General features: G+C 62.6%; 16 protein-coding genes. 12 read left to right on the forward strand and 4 right to left on the reverse strand.

The window, feature by feature from the left end:
- Positions 1-47 precede the first annotated feature (47 nt).
- A complete protein-coding gene (gene hemE, locus V1277_RS21585) occupies positions 48-1094 on the reverse strand; it encodes a uroporphyrinogen decarboxylase (RefSeq protein ID WP_334418017.1) in 1047 nt (348 codons plus the stop codon).
- Positions 1095-1226: 132 nt separating this feature from the next.
- Here hemE and V1277_RS21590 point away from each other — a divergent pair, with 132 nt between their 5' ends.
- The gene (locus V1277_RS21590; RefSeq protein WP_334367330.1) at positions 1227-1448 is read left to right on the forward strand and encodes a hypothetical protein; all 222 of its coding nucleotides are present in this window, start codon (positions 1227-1229) and stop codon (positions 1446-1448) included.
- A 70-nt stretch (positions 1449-1518) separates the two neighbouring features.
- Here V1277_RS21590 and V1277_RS21595 read toward each other — a convergent pair whose 3' ends face one another.
- Positions 1519-1743, reverse strand: coding sequence for a SlyX family protein (locus V1277_RS21595; RefSeq protein WP_334418018.1), 225 nt, complete (start codon positions 1741-1743; stop codon positions 1519-1521).
- A complete protein-coding gene (gene trhO, locus V1277_RS21600) occupies positions 1727-2479 on the reverse strand; it encodes an oxygen-dependent tRNA uridine(34) hydroxylase TrhO (RefSeq protein ID WP_334418019.1) in 753 nt (250 codons plus the stop codon). Before trhO ends, V1277_RS21595 begins: the two co-directional genes overlap by 17 nt.
- Positions 2480-2787: 308 nt before the next feature.
- Here trhO and ggt point away from each other — a divergent pair, with 308 nt between their 5' ends.
- From ggt to V1277_RS21635, 7 genes are all read left to right on the forward strand, one after another.
- The gene (ggt, locus tag V1277_RS21605) at positions 2788-4374 is read left to right on the forward strand and encodes a gamma-glutamyltransferase (protein ID WP_334418020.1); all 1587 of its coding nucleotides are present in this window, start codon (positions 2788-2790) and stop codon (positions 4372-4374) included.
- A gap of 40 nt (positions 4375-4414) precedes the next feature.
- Positions 4415-4873, forward strand: a complete 459-nt coding sequence (locus tag V1277_RS21610) for an FKBP-type peptidyl-prolyl cis-trans isomerase (RefSeq protein WP_334418021.1) — start codon at positions 4415-4417, stop codon at positions 4871-4873.
- Between the two features lie 26 nt (positions 4874-4899).
- Positions 4900-5880, forward strand: coding sequence for a D-2-hydroxyacid dehydrogenase family protein (locus V1277_RS21615; protein WP_334418023.1), 981 nt, complete (start codon positions 4900-4902; stop codon positions 5878-5880).
- Positions 5881-6009: 129 nt separating this feature from the next.
- Positions 6010-6525 (forward strand): cupin domain-containing protein, encoded by a 516-nt coding sequence (locus V1277_RS21620; RefSeq protein WP_028349528.1) that lies wholly within the window; start codon positions 6010-6012, stop codon positions 6523-6525.
- A gap of 44 nt (positions 6526-6569) precedes the next feature.
- Positions 6570-7307, forward strand: a complete 738-nt coding sequence (locus V1277_RS21625; protein WP_334418024.1) for an enoyl-CoA hydratase/isomerase family protein — start codon at positions 6570-6572, stop codon at positions 7305-7307.
- Between the two features lie 128 nt (positions 7308-7435).
- A complete protein-coding gene (locus tag V1277_RS21630; RefSeq protein WP_334418025.1) occupies positions 7436-7867 on the forward strand; it encodes a VOC family protein in 432 nt (143 codons plus the stop codon).
- Positions 7868-8359: 492 nt separating this feature from the next.
- Positions 8360-9619, forward strand: a complete 1260-nt coding sequence (locus tag V1277_RS21635; RefSeq protein ID WP_442894507.1) for a phospholipid carrier-dependent glycosyltransferase — start codon at positions 8360-8362, stop codon at positions 9617-9619.
- 90 nt (positions 9620-9709) lie between these two features.
- On the opposite strand, the gene V1277_RS21640 is transcribed toward V1277_RS21635, so the two are convergent.
- Entirely contained in the window at positions 9710-10342 is a 633-nt protein-coding gene (locus V1277_RS21640; RefSeq protein WP_334418026.1) for an OmpA family protein, read from the reverse strand.
- Positions 10343-10808: 466 nt separating this feature from the next.
- Here V1277_RS21640 and V1277_RS21645 point away from each other — a divergent pair, with 466 nt between their 5' ends.
- The 4 genes from V1277_RS21645 to V1277_RS21660 all read left to right on the forward strand — a co-directional run bounded on the left by V1277_RS21645 (position 10809) and on the right by V1277_RS21660 (position 14227).
- Positions 10809-11039: a hypothetical protein gene (locus V1277_RS21645; protein ID WP_028349533.1), complete on the forward strand. Its 231-nt coding sequence runs from the start codon at positions 10809-10811 to the stop codon at positions 11037-11039.
- A gap of 78 nt (positions 11040-11117) precedes the next feature.
- Positions 11118-12290, forward strand: a complete 1173-nt coding sequence (locus V1277_RS21650) for a winged helix-turn-helix domain-containing protein (protein WP_334418027.1) — start codon at positions 11118-11120, stop codon at positions 12288-12290.
- A gap of 68 nt (positions 12291-12358) precedes the next feature.
- Positions 12359-12883 carry a hypothetical protein gene (locus V1277_RS21655; protein ID WP_334418028.1) on the forward strand — a complete coding sequence of 175 codons (525 nt, stop codon included), beginning with the start codon at positions 12359-12361 and terminating at the stop codon, positions 12881-12883.
- 237 nt (positions 12884-13120) lie between these two features.
- Complete coding sequence (locus V1277_RS21660; protein ID WP_334418029.1) at positions 13121-14227, forward strand: efflux RND transporter periplasmic adaptor subunit; 1107 nt, start codon at positions 13121-13123, stop codon at positions 14225-14227.
- Positions 14228-14270 lie beyond the last annotated feature (43 nt).

The following is a 14270-nucleotide window of genomic DNA, read 5'->3' on the forward strand; positions in this document are numbered from 1 at the left end:
CGGCTACTGGATGCCCGCCTTCGCGGGCATGACGACGATGTCGCGCATCATCCCTTATACTCCCGCACCCGCTTGAGCATCTGCTCGACATGGGCGATCGGGGTTTCCGGCTGGATGCCGTGGCCGAGGTTGAAGATCAGCCGTCCTTGCGCGTAGTTCGCCAGCACGTCGTCGATGGCGCGGTCGAGTGCGGCGCCGCCTGCGATTAACGCCAGCGGATCGAGATTGCCCTGCACGGCGACACGGTTCTGCACGCGCTCGCGGATCATGGAAGGTTCGGCTGCCCAGTCGATACTCACCGCGTTCACGCCCGTTGCCTCCACATAGGCCGGCAGCAGCGCACCGGCGCCGCGGGGAAAGCCGATGATCTTGGCATCAGGCACTTGCGCGCGTACGCCGGCAACGATGCGCTTCGCCGGCTCGATCGACCAGCGCTCGAATTCGCGCGGCGGCAGCACGCCGGCCCAGGTGTCGAAGATCTGCAAGCAATCGGCGCCGGCCTTGAGCTGGCCGAGCAGATACTGGATCGAATTCTCCACCAGCACGTCGATGATTTCAGCGAATGCCTCGGGATGACGATAGGCCATCATCCGCGCCGGCGCCTGGTCCGGCGTGCCCTGTCCTGCAACCATGTAGGTTGCGACCGTCCAGGGCGCGCCGCAGAAACCGATCAGCGCGATCTCAGATGCGAGCTCGCGCTTCACGCGGCGTAGCGCTTCGTAGACCGGTTCGAGCTTGCCGAAATCGGCATGACGCGCGAGCGCCGCCACTTGCTCCGGAGTATCGAGCGGATCGAGCCGCGGACCTTCGCCGGCCTCGAAGCGCACGGAGCGGCCGAGCGCGTAGGGAATGACGAGAATGTCGGAAAAGATGATCGCAGCATCGAAGTTGAAACGGCGGATCGGCTGCAGCGTTACCTCGGCAGCATATTCCGGCGTAAAGCACAGGTCGAGAAAGCTTCCCGCCTTGGCGCGCAGCTCGCGATACTCCGGCAGATAGCGGCCGGCCTGTCGCATCATCCACACCGGCGGCACCTTCTGCCTGCGGCCGGAGAGCACTTCGACAAAAGGTTTCACGACGGATTTCTGAGACAAAACGTGGATTCCTGCGGGCGCGGCTGATGCGCCTCTGATACACGCAGGTTCCCTCGAGGCCAAGGACGGATAGCGAAGGCAAACGTGGAACCGGCGTAAAACGGGACCGTTATCTCATTCATGGAGGTACCTATGGCCCAGAAGTTCAATCCTGCTGCGCATGACAAGCACGCCGACGATCCTCGCGAAGCGCTGAAGGCCGACCGGGAAACCCATGAAAAACTCGAGGCTGGGCTGGTCGACACCTTTCCGGCATCAGACCCCGTGAGCGCTGCGCAACCAGCGCCATCGAAAGCCGATCACGAACACGAGAATCCATCGCTGTGGCACAAGGTTCGCGCCGCCTTCCGCTAATGCAAAAATGGCGCGAATCGTCTCGCGTGGCAAACGGTTTCCCCAAGGGGAGGCCGTTTCTGTTTGTACTTCAATAATGCGGCGGCGGCTCGTTCGCCGGGCCGGGCAAGTTGTTTTCGGCTTCCCGCAGGCGCTCCTTCAGTTCAGCCAATTGGCGCGTCAACGCGTCGATCTGGTGCCACTGTGCGGTAATCGTGTGGTTTAGCACCTCGATCGTCTCATCCTGGAACGTCGCCCGTATTTCCAGTGCGTCGAGGCGCTCGCTCAGTGCGGTGACGTCATTCGTGCGCGCCATCGTTCCCTCGCCGCTGCCGCAGGCCGTGGCCCAGCGCCACGCGTTCGTCGAACACGAAGCATTCACCGCGCCAGCGGCTCTCATTCTCCGGTACGCCTTCGAGATAGCGGAGGATGCCGCCCTTGAGATGATAGACCTCGTCAAATCCGTGCGCCAGCAGATAGGCGCTGGCCTTCTCGCATCGGATACCGCCGGTACAGAACATCGCAATCCGCTTGTGCTTCGCCGGATCGAGCTTCTGTGCGGCGAATTCCTTGAACTGCCCAAAGCTCTTGATGCCGGGGTCGACGGCGCCTTCGAACGTCCCCATCGCCACTTCGAACGCGTTACGGGTGTCGATCACCAGCGTGTCGGGCGCTGCGATCAATTCGTTCCAGTCGGACGGCTCGACATAGATGCCGACCTGTTGCGTCGGATCGACCGCAGTATCTCCGAGCGTGACGATTTCCTTCTTCAGCCGGATCTTCAGCCGCCGAAACGGCATCTCGGAAGCGGTCGAAAATTTGAGTTCGAGATTACCGAGCCGCCCGTCGAAATGGGCGCCGTGCTGCAATTCGCCGACGAACGCGTCGATGCTCGCATCGCCGCCCGCAACCGTGCCGTTGATGCCCTCATGCGCCAGCAGCACGCTGCCCTTCAGCCCGAGGCCTGCAGCAAACGAGCGCAGCGGCTCGCGCAACTCCCGGAAGTCCGGTAGCGCGGCGAATTGATAGAAGGCTGCGACCTTGAGCGGCATGGCGATCGTTTATCAGGCGGGCCGCGCAGGGGAAACCCCGTCGTCGTCCCTGCCTAGTGCGCAATCGCGCACAGGCGCAGGGACCCATAACCACCAGACGTCGGAATGGCAGAAGGCGTCTACCGCAGTGCCTTTTCCATAGGACACAGCGTATGGGCCCCTGCTTTCGCAGGGGCGACGGAGATCGTGACTTTTCTTGGCATGCCAGCCATTGCCCTGCCGGGGATGAATATGCCAAAGAACCGTCTGTAAACCCGCCCGATGCTCCCGCGGGATGCTCAAGAAACGCTGAAAAGAAAGCACTCGCGATGAGGAATTTCCATTTCGCCGGCCGCTCGACGGTCCATGCCCAGAACGCGATGGTAGCAACGTCGCATCCGGAGGCCGCATTGGCCGCAATCGACGTGATGCGGGCGGGTGGCACGGCGGCGGACGCCGCGGTCGCGGCTTGCGCGCTGCTCGGCGTCATCGAGCCGCAATCGACTGGCATCGGGGGCGATTGCTTTGCGCTGATCCAGCCCAAGGGCGAGGGCAAGATTGTCGCCTATAACGGCTCCGGCCGCGCGCCGATGGCGGCCAAGGCCGAATGGTACCTCGAACGCAAGATCCATTCGGTGCCGCTGACCTCGGCGCATGCGGTGAGCATTCCCGGCGCGATCGACGCCTGGGAGACGATCCTGCGCGACCACGGCAAGATGGGACTCGACACGCTTCTGCAGCCCGCGATCAAGGCTGCCGAGGAAGGCTACGTCGTCGCGCCCCGTATTGCTTTCGACTGGAAGAACCAGTTCGAGAAGCTGAAGAACGGCACCAACACCGAGCGCTATCTGCTGCCGCACGGCAAGCCCGCGGTCGCCGGCGACATGATCCACCAGCCCGAACTGGGAAAGACCCTGCGTGCGATCGCCAAGAACGGACGCGACGCGTTTTATACCGGCGAGATCGCCGCGGATATGGTGGAGACGCTGCGCGGCATCGGCGGCCTGCACACGCTGGAAGATTTCGCCGCACATTCGACCGAGACGACATCGCCGATCGGCACGATGTACAAGGGGCACGATGTCTGGCAGTGCCCGCCGAACGGTCCTGGCATCACCATGCTGGTGATGCTGAACATCCTCTCCCGCTTCGATTTGACGAAATTCGCGCCGCTCAGCGTCGAGCGTTTCCATCTGGAGGCGGAAGCCGCGCGCATCGCCTACATGATGCGCGAGCAGCACGTCGCCGATCCGCAGCATGTTCATGTCGATGTCGCCGGCATCCTCGCCAAGGAATTCGCCGACGAGCACATCAAGAACATCAGGATGGACCGGCTGCTCGAATTGCCCAACGTCGCGCCGCCGATGAACCCGTCGACCGTCTACATCACGGTGGTCGACAAGGACCGCAACGTCTGCTCGTTCATCAACTCGATCGCGCATTCGTTCGGTTCGGCGATCGTTTCCAACAAGACCGGCATCCTCCTGCAGAATCGCGCCGGCGGCTTCCGGATCCAGCCCGGCCATCCCAACTGCATCGCGCCGGGCAAGCGGCCGCTGCACACCATCATCCCGTCGCTCGCGACCAAGAACGGCCGCGCGGTTATGCCATTCGGCGTGATGGGCGGACAGTATCAGCCGGTGGGGCAGACGCACGTGCTGACCAACATTCTGGACTATGGCTGCGATGTGCAGGAAGCCATCGATATGCCGCGCGGCCTGCATTACGAGGGCGTCTACCAGCTCGAGGACAGCGTGCCGGCCGAGATCGTCGAGGGCTTGAAGAAGATCGGCCACAAGACCACGAGCGTGGTCGGTCCGCTCGGCGGCGGCCAGGCTATCTGGATCGACTGGGACAAGGGTACGCTGACCGGCGGTTCCGATCCCCGCAAGGACGGTTGCGCGCTGGGTTACTGAGCGTCTAGAAGCTCCGTCTATCCAGAAAGAGGTTCAACAGATGCGCTTCTCGCGACGCACGATCTTCCGGACCGCACTTGCCGCCGTGGCAGCCGCGGTTTCCACGCCCGCTGCCATCAGGATGGCAGCGGCCCAGACCGCAGGAAAACCCATGACCACTGCTTCAGGCTTGCAGATCATCGACAGCAAGGTCGGCACCGGCGCCTCGCCCAAGACCGGCCAGACCTGCGTCATGCATTACACCGGCTGGCTCTACGAGAATGGTCAGAAGGGCAAGAAGTTCGATTCCTCCGTCGACCGTAACGAGCCGTTCGAGTTCAAGATCGGCCAGCGCCAGGTGATCGCCGGTTGGGATGAGGGCGTCGCATCGATGAACGTCGGCGGCAAGCGCACGCTGATCATTCCGCCCGCGCTCGGCTACGGCGCGCGCGGCGCCGGCGGCGTCATTCCGCCGAATGCGACGCTGATGTTCGACGTCGAATTGCTGGCGGTGAAGTAGCCGCACACTGAACGAGGGAGCGCATCGTGAAGGTCTCGATCCTCGACGACTATTTCGACACGCTGCGCACCCTCGATTGTTTCGGCAAGCTGGCCGGACACGACGTCACGATCTGGAACGATCACGTCCAGGATGTCGATGCGCTGGCGGAGCGCCTGCGCGATACCGAGGCGCTGGTGCTAATCCGCGAGCGCACGCAGATCCGGACGCCGCTGCTGGAGCGTCTGCCGAAACTGAAGCTGATCAGCCAGCGCAGCGTCTATCCCCATATCGACATCGATACCTGCACCCGGCTCGGCATCATCGTGTCGTCGAGCCAGCATGCCGATACGCCATCCTATGCGACCGCCGAATTCACCTGGGGCTTGATCCTGGCGGCTATGCGCGCCATTCCGCAGCAGATGGCGGCGCTCAAGGCCGGCAAATGGCAGATCGGCGTCGGCCACACGCTGCGTGGCAAGACGCTCGGCATTTATGGCTATGGGCGGATCGGTGCCGTCGTCGCCGGCTACGGCAAGGCGTTCGGCATGAACGTGCTGGTATGGGCGCGCGAACCGGCCATGGCGAAGGCCCGCGCCGACGGATACGAGACCGCTGCAAGCAAGGCTGATTTCTTCGAACGATGCGACGTGCTTTCGCTGCACATGCGGCTCGTCGATGCCACGCGCGGCATCGTGAAAGCAGAAGATCTGGCGCGCATGAAGCCGTCGGCGCTTCTGGTCAACACCAGCCGTGCGCCGCTGATCGAGCCGAACGCGCTGGTCAATGCACTGCGCGCCGGAAGACCTGGCATGGCGGCGGTGGACGTCTACGAAAAGGAGCCGCTCCGCGACGTCAACGATCCGCTCCTGAACATGGACAACGTGATCTGCACGCCGCATCTCGGCTACGTCTCGCGCGACGAATACGAAATCCAGTTCACCGATATCTTCGATCAGATCGTTGCGTATGCCGCCGGAACACCGACGAATGTCGTCAATCCGGATGTGATGTCCAGACGGCGTTGAATAGGCGGGGTGCGCCCGGCCATGACGAAAACCGGGACGCCTATGCGCCGCCGGCTCCCTTAATCTTCTGGTTTGCGGCCCCGGATTTCGATACCGTCCGGGACAAACGATATTTCGAGAAGGCGCCCAATGACCGGCACGCATGACCACACCCATTCGCATCACTCCCACGATCACGACGAGCGCTGGAAACATGACGGCGTCCGCGTGATTCCCGGTAATCAGCTCGATCCCAACGTGCCCTCGACCGCGGGCATGGACCGCAAGGCCGCGATCAATTTCGCCCGCGTCGGCGCGCAGAAATTGTGGGCGGGCACGGTGACGATCCGGCCCGATGCCAAGACAGGCGCGCATCACCACGGCCATCTCGAAAGCATCATCTATGTCGTGAAAGGCAAGGCGCGGATGCGCTGGGGCGAACATCTGCAGTTCACCGCCGAGGCCGGCCCCGGCGATTTCATCTTCGTACCGCCCTACGTGCCGCATCAGGAGATCAATGCCAGCCGCGACGAGGTGCTGGAATGCGTGCTGGTGCGCTCTGACGGCGAGGCGGTGGCGATCAATCTCGACATCGAGCCGGTGGAAAAGCCGGAGACGGTGCTGTGGGTCGATCCCGTGCACCGCGATCCCGCCGAGAAGAAGTAACGATTGCAACGTTACCTGGCATCGCCGCCGCTTGAGAGAATCCCATGACGCTTGTTCGCTACGAGAGCACGGGCCACGTCGCCACCATCACGATGGATCGCAGATCCTCGCACAACGCGCTCAACAACGCCTTGTGCGACGAACTGCGGCAGGCCTGGCAGCGTTTTCACGACAGCGACGATCGCGTGGCGGTGCTCGCCTCGTCGGAGGAGGCGTATTTCTCGGTCGGCGCCGACGTGAAGGATCTCCCTGTCAACATGTGGCACGCGGTGCCCGGCTTGGGCGTCGAGCTGGACAAGCCGGTCATTGCCGCCACATCCGGATGGGTCGTCGGCGGCGCCTTCGTGCTGGTGCAGATGGCCGACATGTGCGTGGCCTCGGAGACGACGCGCTTCATCTACCCCGAGGGCAAGATCGGCACCACCGCCGGCGGCGTCTCCTCGGTGATGGCGCGCATGCCGCACAAGATCGCCATGGAATTCCTGCTGGTCGGTGAGGAAATGTCGGCGGAGCGGGCCTATCAGATTGGCTTCGTCAACAAGGTCGCGCCGAAGGGGCGGCATGTCGTGCTCGCCCAGGAGATGGCCGCAAAAATCGCCGCCAACGCGCCGCTGGTGGTTCAGGCCCTGAAGAAGCTCGCCCGCGATGCGATGCCGAAGGGACCCCTGGAGACGGTCGCCGAGGTGCGCCGGCTGCTTGACGTCGTGCGCGACAGCGACGACCTCAAGGAAGGCGTCAAGGCGTTTGCCGAAAAGCGCAAGCCTGATTTCAAGGGCAAGTAGCGGCCATTCGCCGCCGGGTTCCAGTGAACGCGCGCCAACTCGCCGCCAGAAAATAATTTGAAACGGGATGTCGGACCTGTCTTCCGTCCGTTCGTCCTAGGTCCGACCCCCGCGAAAAGGAGCCCATCATGGCTAAAATGATCTTCGTCAATCTGCCTGTCAGCGATCTCGCCCGCTCGACCGCCTTCTACCAGGCGATCGGCGGCGAAAAGAATCCGCAATTCTGCGATGACACGGCGTCCTGCATGGTGTTTTCCGAGACCATCTACGTCATGCTGCTGACGCACGACAAATACCGCCAGTTCACCCCGAAGAAGATCGCCGACGCCAAGGCCACCAGCCAGGTTCTGATCTGCCTTTCTGCCGACAGCCGTGAGGCGGTAGACGACATGGTCAGCAAGGCGCAAAGCGCAGGCGGCGGCGCCGATCCGGGCCCGAAACAGGATTACGGCTTCATGTACGGTCGCAGTTTCGAAGATCCCGACGGCCACCATTGGGAAGTGATGTGGATGGATGTAGCGGCCGCAACCGCTGCTCAGTCCGCCACGGCCGCCGCCTGATATGAATGCAGGAATCGTAGGGTGGGCAAAGCGATAGCGTGCCCACCATTACGTTCGCGATCCACCGAGAGATGGTGGGCACAGCGCTATCGCGCCTTTGCCCACCCTACACCTCTGTTAGACCTCATCGCGTGACGACGGCCGCTTCGCCGACGCGCGTTTGCGCGTACGCTGGAGCGATCAGTAACCAGGCCAACCGCAGACGGCGAACAAAAGCAGTTACAGAAATTCAAATTCATTTCAAAGCCGATCGACTTATCCCGACATCGCACAGGGTCGCACGCGCGTTCGATGTGGCAGAATTATCACTCGCGCGGCTGGCTCGCCCGCGGGTTAGCGATTGCGAAATCGAAACGCGTTCAATGCGATGGACATAAAATTCGGGAGCCATCACACTCAATTTCGCCGCAATGTCATCTCGTCCCTGAATTCTGTGACAGATCGTCCGTGAAGCTAGCAAGCCGATCATTTTCTGTTCTGTCCGATTCGATGATGCGCACCGGCATCACCGCGGGACTTCTTTTTGTTCTCGCGCACTTTGCGATGCTGATCGGCGTCACCGCACCGGAAAAATTCTATTTCGACGAGGTGCATTACGTCCCGGCGGCGCGGCAGATGCTCGAGCCGGTGATGCGAGAGCCGATGCTCAATCCGATGCATCCACCGCTCGCCAAGCAGTTCATCGCTCTGTCGATCCATTCATTCGGCGACGGACCGCTGGGCTGGCGGTATCCCGCCGTATTGTTCGGATCCCTCGCTGTTGTAGGGGTGTATCTGTGCGGCCTGGCGCTGTTCGCCGCTCAGGGCCCGGCGATTGCGGCGAGCCTGCTCGCCTTTTTCAATCAGATGCTGTTCGTGCAATCGCGGATCGCGATGCTGGATATTTTCGCGCTCGCTTTCGGCCTGTTCGCCATCGCGGCATTCATGCATGGCTTTCGAAGAGAGCGGCCGCATCTGTGGTTCGCGCTTGCCGGGATCGCCTTTGGCCTGTCGGCCGGCTGCAAATGGAGCGGGCTGTTCGCGCTCGCAGTCTGCATCGCCATCGTCGCCGTGATCCGCTTGATGCAAAGCTGGCGCACTCACTTCGCGGATGCCCGGCCGGAGGATTGGTACCGGCCCGATCTCTGGTCCGGCTTCAACGCCTGGCATTTCGCCCTGTGCTTCGTTTTGGTTCCGACGGTGGTTTATGTCGCGACCTTCATTCCGCTTTATGGACTATCGATCGCGGATATTCTGGAAGCCCAGAGACGCATCCTCAGCGACAACACGACGACCGCGATCGCGGGGCACACTTACATGAGTTCATGGCCGTCGTGGCCGTTCCTGGTGCGTCCGGTCTGGTATCTGTTCGACAAGATCGACGAAGACCGTATCGCCGCCGTGGTCTTCCTCGGCAACCCGCTGATCCTGTGGCCGGCGCTGATTGCGGTCGCGATCTGCCTGCGCGACTGGATCGTGACGCGACGGGTCGACGCCTTCCTGATACTGGCGTTCTATTTCGGCCCATACCTCGCATGGGCATTGCTGCCGCGAACGCTCGGCTTCATCTATTACTATCTGCCGGCGGCGACCACAGCGAGCTTTGCGCTGGTGTATGCCTTGAAACGCGGCAGAATGCCCGGTTGGGTGCTATGGGCTTATGTTGCAATCGGCTTTGCCGGCTTTGCCGCAATGTTGCCGATATCGGCCGCGTTCATAGGTACCTCGATGGCGACGTTCAGCCGCCTGATGATCTTCCAGAACTGGATTTGAGGCGGCCACTCGCGCGGTTTAGCCATGGAAAATCCGCCTGCCGCTGGCGCGGCAGGCGGATCGGCTTTCAAGACCTCACCTTTCAAAACCTCACTTGGAGGCGGTCTTGCTATCCATGTTGACGACCTGAACGCGGCGGTTGGTCGGGTCCATCGGCGCGTTCGCATCCTTCGGCTTGGTCTCGCCGTAACCGACCGTCACGAGATTGGAACCGGCGATGCCATACTTCTCGGTCAGGTAGTTCTTGATCGTATCGGCACGGCGCTCGGAAAGATCCTGGTTGTAGGCCTCGCTGCCGATCGCGTCGGTATGACCGGCGACCACGAAGGTCGAACCCTTCAGGCTCGAATCGGAGAGTGCCTTGCCGAGCTCCTGCACCGCGGAAACCGAGTTCTTGCTGATGTCGGCCGAATTGTAGTCGAACTGAATTTCGAGATCGATCTTCGGCTTGCTTGCGGCAAGTTCCGCGATTTCCTGGCGCTCGCCGAGCGACAGCGACCGGGTCTTGCGGTTGCGTAGGGTGTCGACGAAGCCGACTTCCTTGGCCTTTGCGGCAGCATCCACCGGCTGCTGCGGGCCGGTCGAAAGGCCGCGGGTCGCGCCCGGCTTCGGCTTCAGAGCATCCAGGATCTTGTCGGCCGAGACGGTGTCGCCGGCGACGGCCAGCCCCGCCGTCATCGACAGCGCGGCGCCGATAGTCATGATCGAGAGAAAGCGGGTCATTGTCGTAATCCTCACTGTTAACGCCTGCAAACTGGCGTGCATGACGTTTTGATGCTGCGACGATAGGACGGGTTCAAAGCAGGCAATGTGATTCAAATCACATTGGTGAAGGCTGCCTGATGTCGAAGTCGAGTCCGGTGACGCCGGAGGTCGCGGCGCTAGCTAACGCTGTCGTGACTGAACGGTCTGAGCAGCGGGCAACGACGCTTCGCCGGATAACGGGCCGCTCCATCACTTCCCGCCGCTGACTTTGGAAAAGAAAAAAGCGGCTCGTCGCGCCGGCGCCGATCTGTGGACAACAAATCGGCCAGATGCGCGTCTAGCAAAACTGCTCGCAAAAAATCTGAAGAAGAATTCGTTCGGGGCAACCAAACGGGCGGGCCGGGTGTTACAGTCAGTCAAACGTCAGCGTGAGTATCTGGGTCATCGCACCAGCGCATCGGAGCCAGCCGGTTCCGGAAGTTCAATGCCAACACTGATCGGCGCGGCGATGATCGCCGCTGCAATCTTGCTGTCGACGCTGCTCAACGCGCTCGGCAGCCGCTATGTCGGGTTTGAAAGCCCGACGGAGGAGAGCGCGTGGCTGGTCGATCGCCTCACCGGCCATGTCTACAAATGCCATGCGCCGCAGCCCGGTCGCGCCTCCTGCGAGGCCGAGATCGCAACCGGCAGCGTCGGAGAGCAGCAGAAGCGGTGAGGTGAGTTCGCGCCGCGAGGCGGCGGTCAGGGAACCCGGGACTCCCCACACGCGCGAATCCCGCTACATTGCCGTGCGATGCCCCGCGCGACTAAACCCCATCCCCTGACCAAGCTGGAAGCCCGGCGAATCTGGCTGCACGCTCAACGGCTCGACACCAGCGAACCGTTCGGCGCCGGACCGCAGGCGGTCGCGGCCGCGGTAGACCATCTGGGCTATGTGCAGATCGACACCATCCACGTCATCGAGCGCTGTCATCACCACATTCTCTATAGCCGCATCCCGGCTTACGCCCGCGCCGACCTGCGCCAGGCGCAGAGCGTCGACAAGAGCGTGTTCGAATACTGGACCCACGCCCTGTCCTATGTGCCGGCGAAGGATTTTCGCTTCTTCGTTCCGGCGATGCGAGAGCACCGGCGCGAAGGCCACCCATGGTTTGCTTCCGTCAAGCCGGAGGACACCCGCAAGGTGATGCGGCTGTTGCGGCGCGATGGCGCGCTCACGATCCGCGACATCGAGGACGACATTCTGACCGAGAAAGAGCATCTATGGCAGAGCCGAAAACCCTCGAAACGGGCGCTGCAGCTTGCCTTCTACACCGGCGAGGTGACGATCTCCGAACGCACCGGCATGCTCAAGACCTATGAGCTGATGACGCGGCATTTCGGTTGGGACAAGCCGCCAAAGCCGGCTCCCTCGGTGGAGATCACCGCCTACCTGCTCGACCGCGCGCTTCGCTCCCAAGGCGTCGTCAGCCTGGATTCCGTCTGTCATCTCGACGCGCCGAGCAAGCCGGCGGTGCGGCGCCTGATCGAGGCGCGGGTGCGGCGCAAGGAACTGGTTCCGGTCGCGCTCGAAGGCGCAGGCAAGCAGGAGCACTGGGCCCGGCCGGAAGTGCTGGAGGCGAATGGGACGGCGGATGTAAGCGATGGCCCGGTGCACATTCTTTCGCCGTTCGATCCCCTGATCATTCAGCGCAAGCGCACCGAACTGTTCTTCGATTACGGCCACCGCTTCGAGGCCTATGTGCCGAAGGAGAAGCGCCTGTTCGGCTATTTTGCGCTGCCGGTGCTGGTCGGCGAAGACATCGTCGCCGCCATCGATCTCAAAACCGACCGCCAGAACAAGAAACTCCTGATGCAGAAATGGAGCTGGGTCGGCAAGGGTGCGGTGAGGGCGGCGCGCAAGGACTACAAGCGGCGCATCGAGGAAGAGCTGGATCGCTTCGAGCGGTTTCAGTTGGGGGAGTAGCGTTTGCGTTCAGGAACCCGACTCCGCCTCATCGGTTAGTTCCATGTGCCACAGCCCGGGAGGGCGACATGGGCAAGGACAAATCGGTTCTGGAGAAATTCACCGACACGGTGAAGGAGATTGCGAACACCGCAACGGAAGCTGCCAGCCAGGCGCTGAAAGCCGACGAGCCGGGGTTCAAGGCCGACGAACGCGCGGCAGGCTACGTGCCGCTTGCCGCCGACGGTCTTGTGTCCGATCCGCTGATGGTGCCGCCGACCGCAGCCGCGCCCGCACGGCGGAAGCGCGCAACGAAACAACGGCGCAGCGCGCCGGTGGCCAGGGCCGCGAAAGCCAGAGCTGCCAAGTCTCGAACGGCCAAGACTCGAACGGCCAAGTCTCGAGCAGCCAAGACTCGGACTGCGAAGACTCGAGCTGCGAAGGCCGGAGCCGCCAAGACTCGAACCGCACAGGCGCGGGGCGCCAAGAAGACGGCGAAAAGGTCAGCCGCAAGGAAGTCGAGCAGCCAGAAATCAAGGCCAGCGAGCAAGGCTGCGAGAAGCGCGAAGAAGGCCACCGCAAAGAAGTCTCGCAGTAAAGCTCGACGCGCTTAATGCGGGCGGGGCGAAAGCCGCATGGCCGGGTCGGGGACTGCTCCAGTGCGGCGTTCGGCGCGAGGACTGCCTGAGCCCTGTGCCGGGTTAAGAGCAGGCCGTCCGGAGCCAATTCCCCTTAGGAGGCCGTTAACTCTTAACTTCACGTTCCCTCACGAATTCATGATCGCTGACGAATATTGACATTCGTCATTCGCCATTCAATACTCGCCATCAGTGTCCGCGATGGAGAGTTCAATGTTCGCCCGGTCCATTTTCTCTAGCTATTACAGGCTCTTGACGGGAGCCTTTCTGGCGTTTGCGGTGTTCGTGCTGGCTGGCTGCAATGAAAAAGCGACTGAGGCGGCCGCTCCCGGGCGCCCGGTTCTGGTTGCCACCGTGCATTATGCGGCCGAGACGCCGGAACGCAGTTTCGTTGGGACCATCCGTCCCCGGATCGAGACCGACATGGGCTTCCGCGTCCCCGGCAAGGTTGCCCGTCGCCTGGTCGAGGTCGGCCAGACCGTGGACGTTGGCCAGCCGCTCGCCACCCTCGATGAAGTCGATCTGAAGCTGCAGGCCGAACAGGCGGAGGCCGAATTCCGCGCCGCCACCGGCGTGCTGGCGCAGGCTGGCGCCGCCGAACAGCGCGCCAAGGATCTGCGCGCCAAGGGCTGGACCACCGACGCCCAGATGGATCAGAGCCGCGCCGCCGCCGATGAAGCGCGCGCACGCCTCAATCGCGCCGAGCGGCAGGTCGAACTCACCAAGAACTCGCTGTCCTATGCAACGCTGGTCGCCGATACCCGCGGCGTGGTCACCGCGACCTTGATCGACCCCGGCCAGGTCGTCGCCGCCGGCCAGACCGCGGTCCGAGTTGCCCGCTTTGCCGAGAAGGAAGCAGTGGTCGCGATTCCCGAGACGCTGGTCGGCCGCGCCAAGTCCGGCACCGCCACCGTGACGCTGTGGACGGATTCGGAAAAGAAATATGCCGCGAAGTTGCGCGAGATCGCGCCTTCCGCAGACCCTGCGACGCGGACCTATCTGGCCAAATTCTCGCTGCCGGAGGCCGACGACAAGGTCTCGCTTGGCATGACCGCCACTCTGACGCTTGCCGATGCGGCCAGCGAGCGCGTGGCAAAACTGCCGCTGTCGGCGCTGTTCAGCCAGGGCAGCAATCCCGCGCTCTATATCGTCGACGATTCCGGCGCGATCGCACTGAAGCCGGTCGTCGTGAAATCCTACGAGAGCAATGCCGTCGTGATTTCAGGCGGCGTCAACGAAGGCGCCAAGGTGGTTGCGCTCGGCGTGCAGAAGCTCGATCCGGCCCAGAAGGTTCGGGTGGTCTCGTCGCTGTCGTTCTAGCCCCGTCAATTAACCCGCGCCGTCATTGCGAGGAGCGAACGCT

Source organism: Bradyrhizobium sp. AZCC 1588, from assembly GCF_036924735.1.
Classification (GTDB): Bacteria; Pseudomonadota; Alphaproteobacteria; order Rhizobiales; family Xanthobacteraceae; genus Bradyrhizobium.

Excerpts from the sequence above, each read along its gene's own strand:
- V1277_RS21660 (WP_334418029.1), top strand. The coding sequence starts at position 13,121 with ATGTTCGCCCGGTCCATTTTCTCTAGCTATTACAGGCTCTTGACGGGA.
- V1277_RS21595 (WP_334418018.1), bottom strand. The coding sequence starts at position 1,743 with ATGGCGCGCACGAATGACGTCACCGCACTGAGCGAGCGCCTCGACGCA.
- V1277_RS21640 (WP_334418026.1), bottom strand. The coding sequence starts at position 10,342 with ATGACCCGCTTTCTCTCGATCATGACTATCGGCGCCGCGCTGTCGATG.
- trhO (WP_334418019.1), bottom strand. The coding sequence starts at position 2,479 with ATGCCGCTCAAGGTCGCAGCCTTCTATCAATTCGCCGCGCTACCGGAC.
- ggt (WP_334418020.1), top strand. The coding sequence starts at position 2,788 with ATGAGGAATTTCCATTTCGCCGGCCGCTCGACGGTCCATGCCCAGAAC.
- V1277_RS21620 (WP_028349528.1), top strand. The coding sequence starts at position 6,010 with ATGACCGGCACGCATGACCACACCCATTCGCATCACTCCCACGATCAC.
- V1277_RS21635 (WP_442894507.1), top strand. The coding sequence starts at position 8,360 with ATGCGCACCGGCATCACCGCGGGACTTCTTTTTGTTCTCGCGCACTTT.
- V1277_RS21590 (WP_334367330.1), top strand. The coding sequence starts at position 1,227 with ATGGCCCAGAAGTTCAATCCTGCTGCGCATGACAAGCACGCCGACGAT.
- V1277_RS21655 (WP_334418028.1), top strand. The coding sequence starts at position 12,359 with ATGGGCAAGGACAAATCGGTTCTGGAGAAATTCACCGACACGGTGAAG.
- V1277_RS21650 (WP_334418027.1), top strand. The coding sequence starts at position 11,118 with ATGCCCCGCGCGACTAAACCCCATCCCCTGACCAAGCTGGAAGCCCGG.
- V1277_RS21625 (WP_334418024.1), top strand. The coding sequence starts at position 6,570 with ATGACGCTTGTTCGCTACGAGAGCACGGGCCACGTCGCCACCATCACG.
- V1277_RS21645 (WP_028349533.1), top strand. The coding sequence starts at position 10,809 with ATGCCAACACTGATCGGCGCGGCGATGATCGCCGCTGCAATCTTGCTG.
- V1277_RS21630 (WP_334418025.1), top strand. The coding sequence starts at position 7,436 with ATGGCTAAAATGATCTTCGTCAATCTGCCTGTCAGCGATCTCGCCCGC.
- V1277_RS21610 (WP_334418021.1), top strand. The coding sequence starts at position 4,415 with ATGCGCTTCTCGCGACGCACGATCTTCCGGACCGCACTTGCCGCCGTG.